General features: G+C 70.5%; 12 protein-coding genes and 1 pseudogene. 5 read left to right on the top strand and 8 right to left on the bottom strand.

Going from position 1 to position 15,284, the window contains the following annotated elements; translation table 11 throughout:
- Window positions 1-2,069: WD40 repeat domain-containing protein (locus tag ACFPZ3_RS08080; protein WP_379513332.1), on the top strand; the 2,069-nt coding region annotated here is incomplete at its 5' end.
- Here the strand turns inward: ACFPZ3_RS08080 and ACFPZ3_RS08075 are convergent.
- The 7 genes and pseudogenes from ACFPZ3_RS08075 to ACFPZ3_RS08045 form a co-directional block, all read right to left on the bottom strand.
- Complete coding sequence (locus ACFPZ3_RS08075) at window positions 2,018-2,161, bottom strand: hypothetical protein (protein WP_379513538.1); 144 nt, start codon at window positions 2,159-2,161, stop codon at window positions 2,018-2,020. The genes ACFPZ3_RS08080 and ACFPZ3_RS08075 overlap by 52 nt on opposite strands.
- 22 nt (window positions 2,162-2,183) lie before the next feature.
- Window positions 2,184-2,459 (bottom strand): annotated as a pseudogene (locus tag ACFPZ3_RS08070) (family 43 glycosylhydrolase); the annotation flags it as partial.
- Between the two features lie 98 nt (window positions 2,460-2,557).
- On the bottom strand, window positions 2,558-2,869 hold the full coding sequence (locus ACFPZ3_RS08065) for an RpnC/YadD family protein (protein ID WP_379513331.1): 312 nt from the start codon (window positions 2,867-2,869) through the stop codon (window positions 2,558-2,560).
- Between the two features lie 72 nt (window positions 2,870-2,941).
- The gene (locus ACFPZ3_RS08060) at window positions 2,942-3,904 is read right to left on the bottom strand and encodes an RpnC/YadD family protein (RefSeq protein WP_379513330.1); all 963 of its coding nucleotides are present in this window, start codon (window positions 3,902-3,904) and stop codon (window positions 2,942-2,944) included.
- 52 nt (window positions 3,905-3,956) lie between these two features.
- Window positions 3,957-4,409 (bottom strand): DUF2867 domain-containing protein, encoded by a 453-nt coding sequence (locus ACFPZ3_RS08055; RefSeq protein ID WP_379513329.1) that lies wholly within the window; start codon window positions 4,407-4,409, stop codon window positions 3,957-3,959.
- Between the two features lie 71 nt (window positions 4,410-4,480).
- Complete coding sequence (locus tag ACFPZ3_RS08050) at window positions 4,481-5,218, bottom strand: class I SAM-dependent DNA methyltransferase (protein WP_379513328.1); 738 nt, start codon at window positions 5,216-5,218, stop codon at window positions 4,481-4,483.
- A gap of 410 nt (window positions 5,219-5,628) precedes the next feature.
- A complete protein-coding gene (locus tag ACFPZ3_RS08045; RefSeq protein WP_379513327.1) occupies window positions 5,629-8,520 on the bottom strand; it encodes an endo-1,4-beta-xylanase in 2,892 nt (963 codons plus the stop codon).
- A gap of 207 nt (window positions 8,521-8,727) precedes the next feature.
- On the opposite strand from ACFPZ3_RS08045, the gene ACFPZ3_RS08040 reads away from it, so the two are divergent.
- The 4 genes from ACFPZ3_RS08040 (at window position 8,728) to ACFPZ3_RS08025 (ending at window position 13,016) form a co-directional block, all read left to right on the top strand.
- Window positions 8,728-10,986 (top strand): pectinesterase family protein, encoded by a 2,259-nt coding sequence (locus tag ACFPZ3_RS08040; protein WP_379513326.1) that lies wholly within the window; start codon window positions 8,728-8,730, stop codon window positions 10,984-10,986.
- Between the two features lie 126 nt (window positions 10,987-11,112).
- Window positions 11,113-11,931 carry a helix-turn-helix transcriptional regulator gene (locus ACFPZ3_RS08035; RefSeq protein WP_379513325.1) on the top strand — a complete coding sequence of 273 codons (819 nt, stop codon included), beginning with the start codon at window positions 11,113-11,115 and terminating at the stop codon, window positions 11,929-11,931.
- Window positions 11,932-11,970: 39 nt separating this feature from the next.
- The gene (locus ACFPZ3_RS08030; RefSeq protein WP_379513324.1) at window positions 11,971-12,297 is read left to right on the top strand and encodes a Rossmann-fold NAD(P)-binding domain-containing protein; all 327 of its coding nucleotides are present in this window, start codon (window positions 11,971-11,973) and stop codon (window positions 12,295-12,297) included.
- Window positions 12,294-13,016, top strand: coding sequence for an SDR family oxidoreductase (locus ACFPZ3_RS08025; protein WP_379513323.1), 723 nt, complete (start codon window positions 12,294-12,296; stop codon window positions 13,014-13,016). Before ACFPZ3_RS08030 ends, ACFPZ3_RS08025 begins: the two co-directional genes overlap by 4 nt.
- 1 nt (window position 13,017) lies before the next feature.
- On the opposite strand, the gene ACFPZ3_RS08020 is transcribed toward ACFPZ3_RS08025, so the two are convergent.
- The gene (locus tag ACFPZ3_RS08020) at window positions 13,018-15,123 is read right to left on the bottom strand and encodes an ATP-binding protein (protein ID WP_379513322.1); all 2,106 of its coding nucleotides are present in this window, start codon (window positions 15,121-15,123) and stop codon (window positions 13,018-13,020) included.
- Window positions 15,124-15,284: the final 161 nt, after the last annotated feature.

Here is a 15,284-nt window from a genome sequence, read left to right as displayed (position 1 = left end):
AGCTGGCCCTGACCGCCTACCGCCTCTCGGCCACCCCCGAAGCCCGGGGCGCGCTCCTCGGCTCCCTGTCCCGCCCGGTGGGCGCCCGGATGATCGGGCACACGGGCCCCGTCGAGCGGGTGGCCTACCGTGCCGACGGCCGCGTCGCCGTCACCGCCTCCGGCGACTCCACCGCGAGACTCTGGAACACCACCGACTCCCTGCGCCCCAAGGCGCTGGGCGTGGCGACCGGGCACACGGCTGGCGTGGTCGCGGCGGCGTTCAGCCCCAACGGCAAGCTCCTGGCGACCGGCTCCGTCGACGGAACGGCCAGGTTGTGGGACGTCTCCGACACCGCCAAGCCGAAGAGCCTGGCCACGCTCAAGGGCCACAAGGAGCAGGTCGGCTCGGTGTCGTTCAGCCCGAAGGGAGACGTCCTGACCACCGCCTCCAACGACGGCACGGCCAGGCTGTGGGACATCAAGAACACCGCCAAGCCCACCGAGGTGTCGGTCCTGCGCCAGGACTCCGACCTCACCAGGGCGGTCTTCAGCCCGGACGGCCGCATGCTCGCGCTCGCCTCCCAGGCCGGCACGATCACACTGCTGGACGTGCTCACCCCCGCCAAGCCGAAGAGCCTGGCCACGCTGACCTCGAAGGAGGGCGGCGTCAGGAGCGTGGCGTTCTCCCCCAACGGCCTCTACCTGGCCTCGTCCTCGGGCAACGGGAGCGTGCAGGTGTGGGAGATCACCGCGACCAAGCTCGTCGGCACGGCCCGGGGGCACACCGGAGCGGTGGACGACGTCGCGTTCAGTCCTGACGGCGCCATCCTGGCCAGCGCCTCCGCCGACGCCACGGTCGGCCTGTGGAGCATGCAGAACCCGCGCGAGCCCGTGCTCACCGCGAGCCTGAACGGGTTCCCCGACCCGGTGACGGGGGTGGCGTTCAGCCCGGACGGCCAGAACCTGGCCACCTCCGCCGCCGACGGCATCGCCCGCCTCTGGAACGTCTCCAACACCTCCCGGGTCGCCCCCCGCGCCCGCCTGGCAGGGCACACCGGGCAGGTCAACGCGCTCGCGATCGCCAAGAGCGGCCGCGTGCTGGCCACCGCCTCCGACGACAAGACCGTCAGGCTGTGGGACCTCGCCGACGCCGCCGTGTCCACGCCGCAGGGCACGATCACGGGACACACCGGCCAGGTCACGGCGGCCGCGTTCAGTCCCGACGACCGTCGCCTGGTCACGGCCTCGCTCGACAAGACGGCCAAGCTCTGGGACGTCTCCTCGCCCGAGAGCCCGAAGCTCCTGGGCACGTTGTCGGATCACACCGACGGGGTGCGCTCGGCCGCGTACAGTCCCGACGGCAAGACGGTGGTGACGACCGGCCGCGACGGCAGGACCGTGTTGTGGAACGTCGCCACGCCCGCCAGCCCCAAGAAGATCACCGCGCTCGGCGCCGCCGACGGGCGGATGAACACGGCCGCGTTCAGGCCCGACGGCCACGTGCTCGCGACCGCCTCGGGCACCGGTTCCGTACGGATGTGGGACATCACCAAGCCCGCCGAGCCCAAGTCGCTCGAGACCTTCTCCGCCCACTCAGGCGGCGTACTGGACGTGCGCTTCAGCCACGACGGCAAGACGCTGGCCACCACCTCCTCGGACGGCACGGCCCGCCTGTGGGAAGTCACCCGCCCCGAGAAGCCCAAGCGCCTGTCCGACCTGCCCGGCCACTCCGCCGACGTGACCGCCGTCGTCTTCAACGCCGACGACCGCACGCTCGTCACCTCCTCCCAGGACGGCACCCTCCGCATCTGGAACATCGTCACCCTCGCCCGCCCCGCCCTCTGGGCCGTGCTCTCCAGCCCGAACGCGGTCGGCGACGTGGACCTCGGCTCGGACGGCACCGTACTGGCGAGCACCTCCGGCTCCGCCGCCCAGCTCTGGGCCCTGAACCTGGAACAGGCGACCGCGAACGTCTGCGAAGCCAACGGCACGTCGATCACCAAGGCCGAGTGGGCCCAATACCTGCCCGGCCGCCCCTACACACCGCCCTGCACCGCGTCGTCGTCCGCGTCCCCCAGCACCTCATAGACCGTGTCCTCGAAGACGGCCCGGCCTCCCTCGCCCACCAGGTCCTGCACCCAGAGGCCGACGAACGAGCCGGTGAAGCCGAAGGAACGCACCTGTCCTTCGATGATCTCCTCGGTGGAACAGGCCGTTCGCGTGGGTGAGGTCGGGCGCCCAGACCCCGCCCGAATCCGGCACCCCCGACAGGTCCAGCAACCTGCGCTCGCTCAGAATGCCACCCAGCGACCGCCAGTTGACCAGGTCGCGGGAGTGGTGGACACGCACGCCCCGGTACCACTCGAAGGTCGAGGTGGCCAGGTAGTAGTCGTCGCCGACGCGAAGGATGGACGGGTCGGGGTGGAAGCCGGGCAGGACCGGGTTGCGAATCATCGGGGCTCCTGGGGGGACGGGCATTCAGGGGCAGATCTACCGGCGAGATCTACCACACGCCCGACCCCCACCGGCTATCACGTCGGTAGGCGCTGCCCCGGCCCGCACAGCTGCTGGTGGTGCTACTCGCCCGGATCGTCGAACAGGTCTTCGCAGGTCCGGGCGGTGACTGCGCGAGCGGCCCAGGCTTCGAGCTGCGCGAGGTCGGTGCAGTCGGTGACGCGGGCGCGGACATCCTCCGGGACGTCCAGACCGCGGGCGCTCAGCACGATCAGCACCGACCTGGCCACGCCTTCTGCTTTACCCTCTGCCTTGCCCTCAGCCTTGCCCTCTGCTTTGCCTTCTGCTTTGCCTTCTGCCTTGCCTTCTTCGCGACCGCGGCCGAAGTGTTCGCGGGCGAACGGACTGTAAACCGGCCAGGTGGTGGACGTCATGATCTCCTCCAAGAGCCTCCGGGTTTCAGGCCCGGACATGCTGGCCCGACCGACACAACCCCGACGACGTGGCTAGTGCTGCTGCTCGTCCAGGTCGTCGAACAGGTCTTCGCAGGTCCGCACGGTGCCTGCGCGAGCAACCCAGGCTTCGAGCTGCGCGAGGTCGGTGCAGTCGGTGATGCGGGTGCGGACATCCTCCGGGACGTCCAGACCGCGGGCGCTCAGCAGAATCAGCACCGCCCTGGCCAGGCCTTCCGTGGTGCCCTCTGCCTTGCCTTCCGCTTTGCCTTCTTCGCGGCCGCGGCCGAAGTGTTCGCGGGCGAACGGACTGTAAACCGGCCAGGTGGTGGACGTCATGATCTCCTCCAAGAGCCTCCGGGTTTCAGGCCCGGACATGCTGTAAGCGTATTCAGTGTACTTCGGAGCGTGTTCGTCGTCAGTATCGTTGATAGCGGCGGCGAACGCCTTGATGACCTTGCGGTTGCGGCCGTGCACCATGACGGACATGATCGCTGGCACCAGGTGCATGGCGGCCACCTTCGCGTCGGTGATGACCGGGATGATGTCCGGCCCCAGCACCTCGGCCCGCAGACGGTAGCCGGTCAGCCCCGAATCGATCGGCTGAGCATAATGATCAGCGACTCTTTGTTCGGGGCATATGACCAGGACCGTGACGTCACAGCCCAGCTGCAGCCACACCGCGGCTGCATAGCGGGCCAGTTGGCGGGGGTCTTTGGACTTGTCCAGCTGGATCTCCACCAGGATGGCGCGCCAAGGGCGTGGCTGTGGCCCCAGGGTGAAGATCAGATCGACCTCGATGTCGTCAGAGTTCCGTGTGTTGAAGGTGCGCTCCTCCTGCTGGATCGGCGTCGTTTCTGGCAGTTCCACTCCGATCAGATCACGCAGGATCTCCACCACTACATGGGGATGATCGCTGAACATCTCGACGAGAGCGTCGTGTCGGGGAGACGGCATGGCACCCATTGTTACATGACATGCACAAGAAGTAACGGCTTTCGGGAACAGCAGATACATGGAGTAGACCAAGTCACTCGCGCCGCCGGAATCGCCCCGTGGCCGGCCTCGCTCAGGCGAGGCGGCGTTGGGCCGAGCTCAGCATCGCGTGTACGACGATCGGATGCGCGAGCCGTACCGGCCAGAAGTAGACCCGCCCGCGCCACCCCTTCAGCCGCACGGTCGTCGTGACCCGCACCAGGCGGGCCGCGACATCCACGGCCACCCCGCAGCGGAAGTCGAGATGCCGGTCGTTCGCCACGATCAGCGCCTCCTCCCCTTCGACCCGATCCACCCGGAACGTGTCGCGGGGCGCGCGCGGGATGCCGAGCAACGGCACGAGGGCCTGCCGCAGGCCCAGGGCCGCGACGATCCAGCGGGGCATGGCGGCCGGCGAGAAGATGCCTTCCGCCCAGGTACGCGGATCTTCGGGCGCGCTGCGAGGAAGCACCCCGATGGTCATGTCGGCGTAGTCGGGCGCGGGGATGTCGTCGAGGGCGGACGACCAGTACACGGGTGTTCTCATGACGCCTCCATACGGTGCCGTATGGTTCGTACTGTACGGCACCGTATGGTTGGCTGCCACAGGAGGGCGGCTCAGCCCTGCGGCATCATCTGCCACACCGACACGTGACTCCTGCTGTCGCCGGTGAAGGGCTCGCGTTTCCAGTCCGCCCAACGCCCGAGCAAGCCCATCCCGGCGATGCGCGCCATGAGGTCCAGCTCGGACGGCCACACGTACCGGTGCGGCGACGAGTACGTCTCCAGCTCTCCGTCCACCACCCAGTAATGGTGGGAGATCGCGATCTGCGAGGCCACGTCGTACTCCTCGAATCCCAGATGCGCCGGAGTCACGGTGAACGGGTGAATGGTCTGGCCGGGCGGGAGGCGCCGCAACTCGGGCACGTAGACCTCGATGACGAAGCAGCCGCCCGGTTCGAGGTGCGCGGCGACATTGCGAAAGCACTCGACCTGTTCGTCCTGGCCGGTCAGGTTGGTGATCGTGTTACGCAGGAGGTAGGCGAGCGAGAAAGTCCCGTCTACCTTGGTGGTCGCGAAGTCCCCGATGGTCACCTGGATGTTCTCGGAGCCTGGCTTCCTGCGCATTTGCGCGATCATGTCGGGTGAGATGTCGATCCCTTGCACGCGTACGCCGCGCCGGGCGAGCGGCACCGCGATGCGGCCGGTGCCGATGCCGAGTTCGAGAGCGGCGCCCGTGCCCGCCAGGTCGGCGAGGAAATCGACCACCGGGTCGATGACGGCCGGATCGAACAATTCAGGCCACTTGGCCTCGTACGAATTCGCGATGCGTTCGTCGAAGTTGTTCTCAGGCACCCGACCACTGTGCTCCGCAGCCGTCCGCGTCCACCACCGACCCGCACATGACGGTGTGGTGCGGCGAGTGACGACGCTGTAGTTCTCAGACGGGGAATCGACGTGGCCGACCACGCTGGCCCGCTCCACGTGAGCCGGCGTGCTGCCTCTCGGCTCAGTCGTGCTCGCCTGCTTCACGCCGGCAGTGAACGCATCGAGCTCCTGGCGGGTGAAGAGCAGGGCCGTCTCCTGAGGGAAGAGCGGGGCCGCACCCACCTGTCTCCCATCGCGACCATGCTGCCAGGAATGTTGGCGGCAACTTCGACGCAGTGGTTGCCAACCCGCCTGACGCCTCCGGCCAACGGCCGTCCCTGAGAGGCGTTCTAAGCCTGGGTGGGCGTCGTCGGCCCACCGCCTCGACGGGCAAGGGGTTACCCGGTCAGTTGGAGGGCGCCCCAGTGGCTGGTGTCGAGGTAGCTTCGGCTGGTGGCGTCGTTCCAGGCCACCGCACTCGTACGAGCCCCGCCCGCAGCATCGTTCACCTGTACGTCGAAGCCCAGCAACGCCCCCTCCCCCACCTCGATCGTCGGCAACTTGACGGCCGCCTCCACCACGTACCCGCCCGGCACCACCCGGGTGGCGGCCCGTACGTTCTCCCTGACCCCGGCCGCGTCCAGTGATCCGCCGACCGTGATCCGGCCCGAGAAGCTCACCCGGTACTGCCCGTCGTCGTCCTCGTACCCCTTCGTCTTGCCGTTCCCCGGGTCCACGAACACCTCGACGGAGTCCTGCTCCCAGGCGTTGGGCGACTCCTCGCTCAGTGAGGGGTCCGTGACCTGCGCGAGGACGTACAGGGTGGTGCCGTTCCAGAGCGAGCGGACGCGGGCCGTCGCGCCCGTAGTGCCCTGGATCCAGGTGCCGGTGCGGATCTCCGGGGCGGCGGACCAGGCGCGGTCCACGGCGCCGTCCAGTACGGGGGCGGGCCGGTGCGGGGCCGTCGTGCGCCGGACGGCGGGTGCGGCGCTCACCTTGCCGGTCCAGGCGATCTCCGTCGCGTGGTCGCGGATGCCCACCCGTACGTCGGTGCCGGCTCCGAGCAGTGCCTCCACCCGGTAACCGGTCGCCGTGCGTTTCACGGCCTGAGCGATCGTCCGCGACCGCCCGTCCACCGTGAACGTCACCCGATCGTCCTTGTTCACCGTCGGGTCGGCGACCTCGGCCAGCACGTACAGCCCGAGCGCGGACATACGGGCCTGGAAGCCTCCTGACACGTCCCCCACCCGCGCGATCGGCGAGTCCGGCAGCAGATCCCACTCCAAATCCCGCTTCCCGTCCACCTTCACCACGCCGGCGGGCGCCTCCAGCCGCCGTACCAGGGGCTCCAGCCTGGCCGGGTCCACGACGCCCCAGTAGGCGGGCTTGGCCTGGAGGTCGTCGGAGAAGAGCAGCGGCGCGTTGAGCCGCGTGATCGGCCACGAGCGCAACCAGCTCACGTCGTCGGACTCGCCCCACACCGTGACCGAGCTCAGCCGGCCGGCCTGCCGCCGGAAGACGTCGAACAGTTCCTTGTACCGATGCCCCTGCTGAACGAGCAGCTCAGCCGGAATCGTGTCGTAGGAGGAGACGAAGTCGGTGTAGACGCTGACGTCCAGCTCCGTCACCTGCTGATCCACCCCGAGCGTGGCGAAGCGTTCGATGGTGGCCTCGACCGAGGAGGCGGGTGGCTGCTCGATGTTGAGGTGGAGCTGGTGGCCGACCCCGTCGATCGGCACGCCTTCGTCCTTGAGCCGCTTGACCAGCGCGTACAGGGCCTCGCGCTTACGCGGGAACTCGGTGTTGTAGTCGTTGATGAACAGCTTGGCGGCGGGGTCGGCCTCGTGGGCGACGCGGAACGCGGTGCGGATGAAGTCGAGGCCGGCGATCTCGTACCAGGGGGAGCGCCGCAGCCCGTCCGGCTGGTTCTCGTCCACGACCTCGTTGACCACGTCCCAGACGGCGATCTTGCCCTTGTACCGGGTGACGAGCGTGCGCACGTGCCGCTCCAGGCGTTCGAGCAGCACTTCTTTGGTGGCGTTCGCGAACACCCAGTCGGGGGTCTGGCTGTGCCAGGCGAGCGTGTGGCCGCGGATGGTCATGCCGTGTTCGGTGGCGAAGCCGACCAGATAGTCGCCGTCGGTGAAGGTGAACTCGCCCTCGCGGGGCTCGGTGGCGTCCCACTTCAGCTCGTTGCCGGGGGTGACGCCGTTGAAGTGCTTGGCGAGCAGCTCGCCGTGCGTGCCGAGCGTCTCGGGCCGGGTGAAGGCCGAGCCCATGGTGAAGGGCACCTCGTCCTTGAGCGAGGGCAGGTCGGTCTGGATCGGCTTGGGCACGACGTAGGTCATCGCGAAGTCGTCGAGGGAGAACGGGAACGTGCCGGTGTCGGACTCGATGTACAGGCTGAGGAACTCCACGTCGTACGCCAGCGTGTACGTCCCCGCCAGCCGCACCCACTCCCCCGCAGGCACGTCCTTCGGCGCCACGATGCGCTCGTAGCTGGGGGTGCCGCCGCTCCTGCGCTCGATCGACAGGCCGAGCCTGCCCGAGGCGGCGTCGGCCCGCACCCAGACCGACAGATCGTATTTGTCACCCTTGCCCATCCGGCCCAGAACGTTCAGGGCGGGACCGTCCCAGGAGGCCGAGCGGCCGGTCACGGTGAGGCCCCGGCTGCCCGAGTGGGCCACCGAGCCGGGCTCCAGGACCGCCGCGGCGCGCGACGACCAGTCCTGCGCGGTGCCGTCCTCGAAGTCGCTGACGATCGGCTCGCGCGTGGGATCGCCGAGCGGGCTGATGACGATGTCGTCCAGGACGTACTGGGAGGTGGCGTCCGTGCTCTCCACGTAGAGCTGCATCCCGGTGGACTCCGCGGTGAACAGGTAGCTGCCCGCCAGCCGCACCCACTCGCCGTCGGTGACCGTGGCCGCGGCGACCCGCTCGTAGGTGGTCTCGCCGCCCGTCGGGGTGCGCTGCACGGTCATCGCGATCGTGCTCGAAGGCTGCCCGGCGACGAGCCTGGCGTACGCGGTCACGTTGTATCCGACGCCCCTCGCGAACGGCGCGGTGATGGACGCGCCGTGCCAGGTGGCCGTGCGCCCGCTCACCGCGAGTCCGCCCGACCCCGTGCGGGCCGCGTCCGCCGTCACCGTGACGGAGACGCCGTCCCCGCGCGGCCCCCACCCCTGGGTCGTGCCGGCCTCGAAGGAGTACGTGAGGTCGTCCGCGTGGGCCGGAAGCGCCGGCACCAGGCATAACAGGGCGGCGGCCACCAGGGCTCGAAGGGTGCGCACGGTGCTCCCGGATGAAAGTTTCAGGGAAATGCCGATAAATATCAGGCGGACTGTAGAGCCGACGCGATCGCCGGTCAAGACGAAGAGCGACTCGAATGCAACCGCTTGTTGCAGCAAAAGTGCAGTTTCACTGCATGCCATTGACGAAGTGAAATGCCTGAGCGAACGTTTCATGCAACCGATTGCCGCACTCTGCCGAGGTTGCGCATGCGACGCCTGTTACTCCCCCCGTTGATCGCCCTGACAGTGATCGCGACCGCGACCCCCGCCGCGACGGCCGCGACCCGCGGCACCACGATCGTGGTCGCCGCGGACGGCTCCGGCGACCACACGACCGTGCAGGACGCCGTGAACGCCGTGCCCTCGGGCAACACCCGGCCGGTCACCATCCTGGTCCGCAAGGGCACCTACAAGCAGCAGGTGGTCATCCCGGCTGACAAACCGCACATCACGCTGGCCGGCGAGACCCGGGACCCGCGCGAGGTGGTGCTCACCTACGACGTCTCGGCGGCCACGCAGAAGCCGGACGGCTCAGGCACCTACGGCACCTCCGGCAGCGCCTCGTACGTGATCAGCGCCCCCGATTTCACCGCCCGCGACCTCACCTTCGAGAACGCCTACGACGAGGCCGCGAGCGGCGCCAGCCAGGCGGTGGCGGTGCGGACGACGGGCGACCGGCAGGTGTACGACAACGTCAGGTTCCTCGGCAACCAGGACACCCTGTACGCCAACACCGCCTCCGCAGCCACCACCGCCCGCCAGTACTTCCGTAACTGCTACGTCGAGGGCGACGTCGACTTCATCTTCGGCCGCGCCACCGCCGTGTTCGACGGCTGCCTGATCAAGGCCCTGAGCCGGGGCAGCACGGACAACAACGGCTACGTCACCGCGGCCAGCACCGAGATCACCAACCCGTACGGCTTCCTGATCTACCGCAGTCACCTGGTCAGCGACGCGCCCGCCCGCACCTTCCACCTGGGCCGTCCCTGGCCGGCCGGCGGGTCGGTGACGGCGCGCGGGCAGGTCCTGATCCGCGAGTCCTGGCTGGGCCAGCAGTTCAAGGACGCCCCGTGGACCGACATGTCCGGCTTGAACTGGCGCGAGGCCCGCCTGTCCGAGTACCGCAACCAGGGCCCGGGGGCCACCGTCAACGACGACCGCCCGCAGCTCGGCGCGGAGCAGGCCAGGACGTTCACCCCCGAGAAGTACCTGGCGGGCGCCGACCGCTGGAACCCGGTCCGCCACACCCCCGGACCGAGGCCCGAGCCGGGCCGCGAGGTGCTCCCCCGTGACGACGGCTGGGCGGCGGCCACGACCGGGACCACAGGGGGCTCGGCCGCCCGTCCCGAGGACGTGCACGTCGTGCGGACCAGGGCGGAGCTGCTGGCCGCGCTGGGCGACCCGGCCGACAACACCCCGAGGATCATCTACGTCAAGGGCGCCATAGACGCCGACACCGACGACTCGGGCAAGCCGCTGACCTGCGACGACTACGCCGTGAACGGCTACAGCCTGCCCGCCTACCTGGCCGCCTACGACCCGGCCGTCTGGGGCAGGACCAGCGTCCCGTCAGGCCCGCAGGAGGAGGCCCGCAAGGCGTCGTACGCCAAGATGGCCGAGCACGTCACGATCACCGTCGGCTCCAACGTCACCCTGATCGGCGTGGGCCGCGACGCCGCGCTGAAGAGCTTCGGCCTGCGCGTCGGCAACGCCGACAACGTCATCGTGCGCAACCTCACGATCACCGACACCTCCGACTGCTTCCCGCAGTGGGACCCGACCGACGGCGCCGAGGGCAACTGGAACGCCTCCTTCGACAACGTCGAGGTCTCCGCCTCCACCCACGTCTGGCTCGACCACAACACCCTGAACGACGGCGACAACCCGGACTCCGGCCAGCCGCTCTACTTCGGCCGCCCGTACCAGGTCCACGACGGCCTGCTCGACGTCGTACGCGCCGCCGACTACGTCACCCTCTCCTGGAACCACCTCAGCGGCCACGACAAGGTGACGCTCATCGGCAACACCGACAGCCCGGCCCGGTACGGCGAGGAGGGCAAGCTCAGGGTCACGCTGCACCACAACTACTTCGACGCGCTCGGGCAGCGCACGCCCCGGGTGCGCTTCGGCCAGGTGCACGTCTACAACAACTACTACAAGGGCGGCGAGGGGCACGGATACAGCATCGGCGTGGGCTTCGGGTCCAAGGTCTACGCCGAGAGCAACGCCTTCGACGGGATCGTGGCGGAGAAGGTGCTGACGGTGTTCAACGGCACCGCGATCACGGCCAGGGACAACCTCGTGGACGGCAGGCCCGCCGACGTGGTGGCCGCGTACAACGCCGCCAACGGCGCCACGCTCGGCACCGACGCCGGCTGGAGCCCGGTGTACGTCCCCCGCGTCCAGCCCGCCAGGACGCTGCGGTACGTGGTCCCGGCCGCCGCCGGCGCGGGCCGCCCGCGCTGAACCGGCAGCTGAGCTGAGGGCGGCCCTTTCTCCCCCCGGGGCCGCCCTCCCAGCGCGTCAGCCTAGGAGTTTCGCGGCCACCCTCAGAGCCCCTGCCTGCCGCTTTCCTGTCATAACCTCGAAGACATGGACACGGAGAACTTGCTCGGGCAGTTCCTGCGGGCCCGCAGAGAGCGGCTCCAGCCAGAGGACCTCGGCATGCCGGCCGGATCCCGCCGCCGCGTGGCGGGCCTGCGCCGCGAGGAGGTCGCCCAGATCGCCGGGGTGAGCACCGACTACTACGTGCGACTGGAGCAGGGCCGCGAGCGCCACCCGTCCGCCCAGGTGGTGGCCGCGCTGGCCCAGGCGCTGGAGCTGGAGCAGGACGCCACCACGCACCTGCACCGGCTGGCCAACCCCTCCTCGGAAAGGCGGCGTCCCGTAGCCCACCGCGAGCCGGTCAGCCCCAACCTGCTGCGCATGCTGGCGGCCTGGCCGCACACGCCGGCCGTGGTCCTGGGCCGCTGCATGACCGTGCTGGCCGCCAACACCCTCGGCGAGGCCCTGTTCGCCGGCCACACCTACAGCGGGGACCTGATGCGGCTGGTGTTCCTCGACCCGGACGCGCGCCGCTTCTACCCCGACTGGGACCGGGTGGCGGACAACACCGTCGCCGGGCTGCGCGCGTCGGCCGGCATCGACTACGACGACCCCGAGCTGATCGAGGTCATCGGCGAGTTGTCGCTCAAGAGCCAGAGGTTCCGCGAGCTCTGGGCCCGTCACGACATCCGGCAGAAGACCCACGAGACCAAGCGCTTCCGGCATCCGCTGGTGGGCGAGCTGACCCTGCACTACGAGTCGCTGACCGTGAACAGCGCACCGGGTCAGCAACTCGTCGTCTACCAGGCCGACCAGGGCAGTGCGTCGGAAGAGGCCCTGTCCCTGCTGGGCAGCCTCACCGCCTGACCCTTCCTTTCCCTCACGCGCCGGACGCTGGGCGTCAAGGTGACGATCGTCGAGCCGGGCGCGTTCCGTACGAACTGGTCCGGCCCGTCCATGCGCCAGTCGCGTACGAGCATCGACGACTACGCCGAGACCGCGGGAGCGCGCCGCACGTCCACCCTGGCCAACTACGGCCACCAGCCAGGCGACCCGGCGCGCGCCGCCGCGGCGATCATCACGGCGGTCCTGGCCGAGGAGCCGCCGCTGCGGCTGCTGCTCGGCAAGGTGGCCCACGACGTGGCCACGGCCAGGCTCGGGAACCTCGCCACCGCCTTCGCCACCTGGCGCGAGCTCACGCTCAGCGCCGACTTCCCCGAGGAGACCCGATGAGCAAGGTCGTTCTGATCACCGGCGCGAGCAGCGGCATCGGCGAGGCCACCGCGGTGCGGCTGGCCGCCGAGGGCCACCGGGTGGTGCTCGGCGCCCGCCGCGAGGACCGGCTCGCCGTGACCGCGAAGGCGATCGAGGCCGCCGGCGGCCAGGCGGACGTGCGCCGCCTGGACGTGACCGACCGCGCGGACGTGGCCGCGTTCGCCGAGGCCGCCGTCGAGCGGCACGGCCGGATCGACGTGATCGTCGGCAACGCCGGCGTGATGCCGCTGTCCAGGTTGGACGCGCTGCTGGTCGAGGAGTGGGACCGGATGATCGACGTCAACGTGCGCGGTCTCCTGTACGGGATCGCCGCCGCGTTGCCGCACTTCCAGCGGCAGGGCGAGGGCCATTTCGTCACCGTCGCCTCGATCGCCGCCCATCAGGTGTCGCCGACGGCGGCGGTCTACGCCGCCACGAAGCACGCCGCCTGGGCGATCACCGAGGGCCTGCGCCAGGAGCTCGACCCGGGCATCCGGGTCACCACGGTCTCGCCGGGCGTCGTGGAGTCGGAGCTGGCCGGGTCCATCAGCGACCCCGGGGCGCGGGAGGCGATGCGGATATATCGGGCGGAAACCATCTCGCCGGACAGCATCGCGGGCGCCATCTCGTACGCGATCGGGCAGCCGGCCGACGTGGACGTCAACGAGATCGTCATCCGCCCGGCCAGGCAGCGCTGACCTAAAGGCCGTTGTGCAGGCCCTCGCCCTCGGGTTCGAGCGCGTACGCGATGCCCGCGTCGATGTCGCTGTCGAAGCCCGTCCGGTAGGCCGCCTCGAAGGCGTTGTCACCCAGCAGGTCGCGGGCCTGGTCCTCGCATGCCCGGCGGGCGACCACCCACGCGGGCACGCTGGCCTGGGCCTGGCCGTGGGTGCTCCAGATCCGCTGCGCGAGCCCGAGCAGCCGGGCCGCGCGCTGGGCCCGCCCGGCCGCGCCCGCCGCCAGGGCCAGCAGGTCCACGGTCAGGCCGATGCCGAAGCTGTCGTGCAGCCGCCGCTTGGTGCGCAGGGCCGCCTGCCCGAAGGCGACGGCCGCGTCGAGGCGCCCGCCGCTCAGCTCGGCCTGGCCGCGCAGCAGGTCGCCGTGGGAGCGCATCGACTGCTCCCCGCGCTGGTCGCACAGCGCCCGCAGGTCCTCCAGCACCGCGATGGACTCCTCGATCCTGCCGTCCACGGTGAGCGCGTGCGCCCGGCACAGCAGGGCCAGCAAGTCGGCGATGGTGAGGTCGGCGCCGCTCCACCGGGTGCGGAACGCGGCCTCCGACTCGGCCATCGCCTGGATCAGGTCGCCGCGGATCACCCCGGCCGACGCCCTGAGCGCCCTGACGCACCCGGCGGCGTAGGAGTCGTCGCCCGCGGCGGCGAGTTCGCACTGCGCGGCCCTGATCTCGGCCCCGCCGGCGTCGCCCTGCGTGGCGGCCAGCAGGCCGTCGGCCCACAGGGCCTGCACGAGTGCCGGGCTGGGCCGGGTGTCCAGGTCGAGGGCCTGCTCCAGGTAGTGGCGGCCCTCCTTGGCGTAGCCGCAGCCGTACCAGAAGAAGGCGAGCGTCCCGGCCAGCTCCAGCGCCGGGAGGCCGTCCTTGGCGCTCAGCGCGACGTCGAGGGCGGCGCGCAGGTTGCCGTGCTCGCCGATCATGCGGTCGTACCAGGAGATCTGGCCGGGGCCGAGCCAGCCGGCGGCGCCCTTGGCGGCCAGTGACAGGTAGTGCTCGCGGTGGCGCTGCTTGAACCGCTCCTCCTCGCCGAGACCGCGCAACCAGCTCGCGCCGTATTCGCGCAGCGTGTCCAGCATGCGGTAGCGCTCTCCCGCGCCGGTCGGCAGCCAGGTCAGGATCGACTCGTCGGCCAGCGCGTCGAGCAGCAGCCCGATGTCGGCGTCCAGCAGCCGCTCGTCGGCGCACACCCGGCGGACGGCCTCGGCGTCGAAGTCGCCCGCGAACACCGACAGACGCGCCCAGAGCAGGCGCTCGGCGGGCTCGCACAACTCGTGGCTCCACCCGATCGCGGTACGCAGCGCCTGGTGCCACGGCGGGCCCACGTCCTGCGCGCCGGGGCCGCTCTCCAGCGCGGCGAACCGGTCGTCGAGCCGGTCGGCCAGGTGCCCGATCGGGAGCTCGCGCAACCTCGCCGCGGCCAGCTCGATGGCCAGCGGGATGCCCTCCAGCCGCCTGCACAGCCGTACGACGGCCTCCTGGTCCTGGTCGGCGAGGTCGAACCCGGGCACCACCTCGGCGGCCCGCTCGGCGAGCAGCTCCACCGCGTCGCCCCCGGCCGCGCTCACCTGCCCAAGGGAGGGGACCGGCAGCGGCTCGACCAGGTAGACCAGCTCGCCCGGGGCCTCCAGCGGGCGGCGGCTGGTGGCCAGCACGCGCAGCCCCGGCACGGCGGCGAGCAGCGTCTCGACCGTCGCGGCGCAGGCGTCGACCAGGTGCTCGCAGGTGTCGAGGATGATCAGGACCTCGCGGCCGAGCAGGTGCTCGGCCAGCACCTCGACCATGGGGCGGGTGGTCTGGTCGGTGAGCCGGAGCGCCTCGGCGATCGCGTGCGGCAGCAGCGTGCCGTCCTCCAGCGGGGACAGCTCCACCAGCCAGGCCCCGCCGCCGAACTCGGGCCGCAGGTCGGCGCCGGCCCGCAGGGCCAGGCGGGACTTGCCGACGCCGCCCACGCCGGTGAGGGTGACCAGCCGCGAGCGGCGGCACGCCCGGCGCACCTCATCCAGCTCGGCGCGGCGTCCGATCAGGCTTGTCAGCTCCGCCGGGAGGTTGCCTGCCTGCCACTTGCCCGCCATCGCGATCGCCGCCCATCGGCTGAAGTTATGACAGCAGCTTGCCTGACTAAGCCGCGCTCCGTCACTAAAAGTAAGAAAGTAACTACTCCAACGCAGGCGATGGTGCGCCGTGGACACCCGTGACGTCAAGGGGCGAGGAGCGCTCCCCGCCCCTTGACGGG

The organism is Nonomuraea insulae, assembly GCF_042656245.1.
The sequence above is the reverse complement of the archived record's forward strand: the minus strand, read 5'-3'. Positions and strand labels throughout refer to the sequence as shown.

Coding starts and splice junctions, on each gene's coding strand:
- ACFPZ3_RS08020 (WP_379513322.1), bottom strand. CDS start 15,123: ATGGCGGGCAAGTGGCAGGCAGGCAACCTCCCGGCGGAGCTGACAAGC.
- ACFPZ3_RS08065 (WP_379513331.1), bottom strand. CDS start 2,869: ATGACGTCCACCACCTGGCCGGTTTACAGTCCGTTCGCCCGCGAACAC.
- ACFPZ3_RS08055 (WP_379513329.1), bottom strand. CDS start 4,409: ATGAGAACACCCGTGTACTGGTCGTCCGCCCTCGACGACATCCCCGCG.
- ACFPZ3_RS08025 (WP_379513323.1), top strand. CDS start 12,294: ATGAGCAAGGTCGTTCTGATCACCGGCGCGAGCAGCGGCATCGGCGAG.
- ACFPZ3_RS08060 (WP_379513330.1), bottom strand. CDS start 3,904: ATGTATCTGCTGTTCCCGAAAGCCGTTACTTCTTGTGCATGTCATGTA.
- ACFPZ3_RS08035 (WP_379513325.1), top strand. CDS start 11,113: ATGGACACGGAGAACTTGCTCGGGCAGTTCCTGCGGGCCCGCAGAGAG.
- ACFPZ3_RS08040 (WP_379513326.1), top strand. CDS start 8,728: ATGCGACGCCTGTTACTCCCCCCGTTGATCGCCCTGACAGTGATCGCG.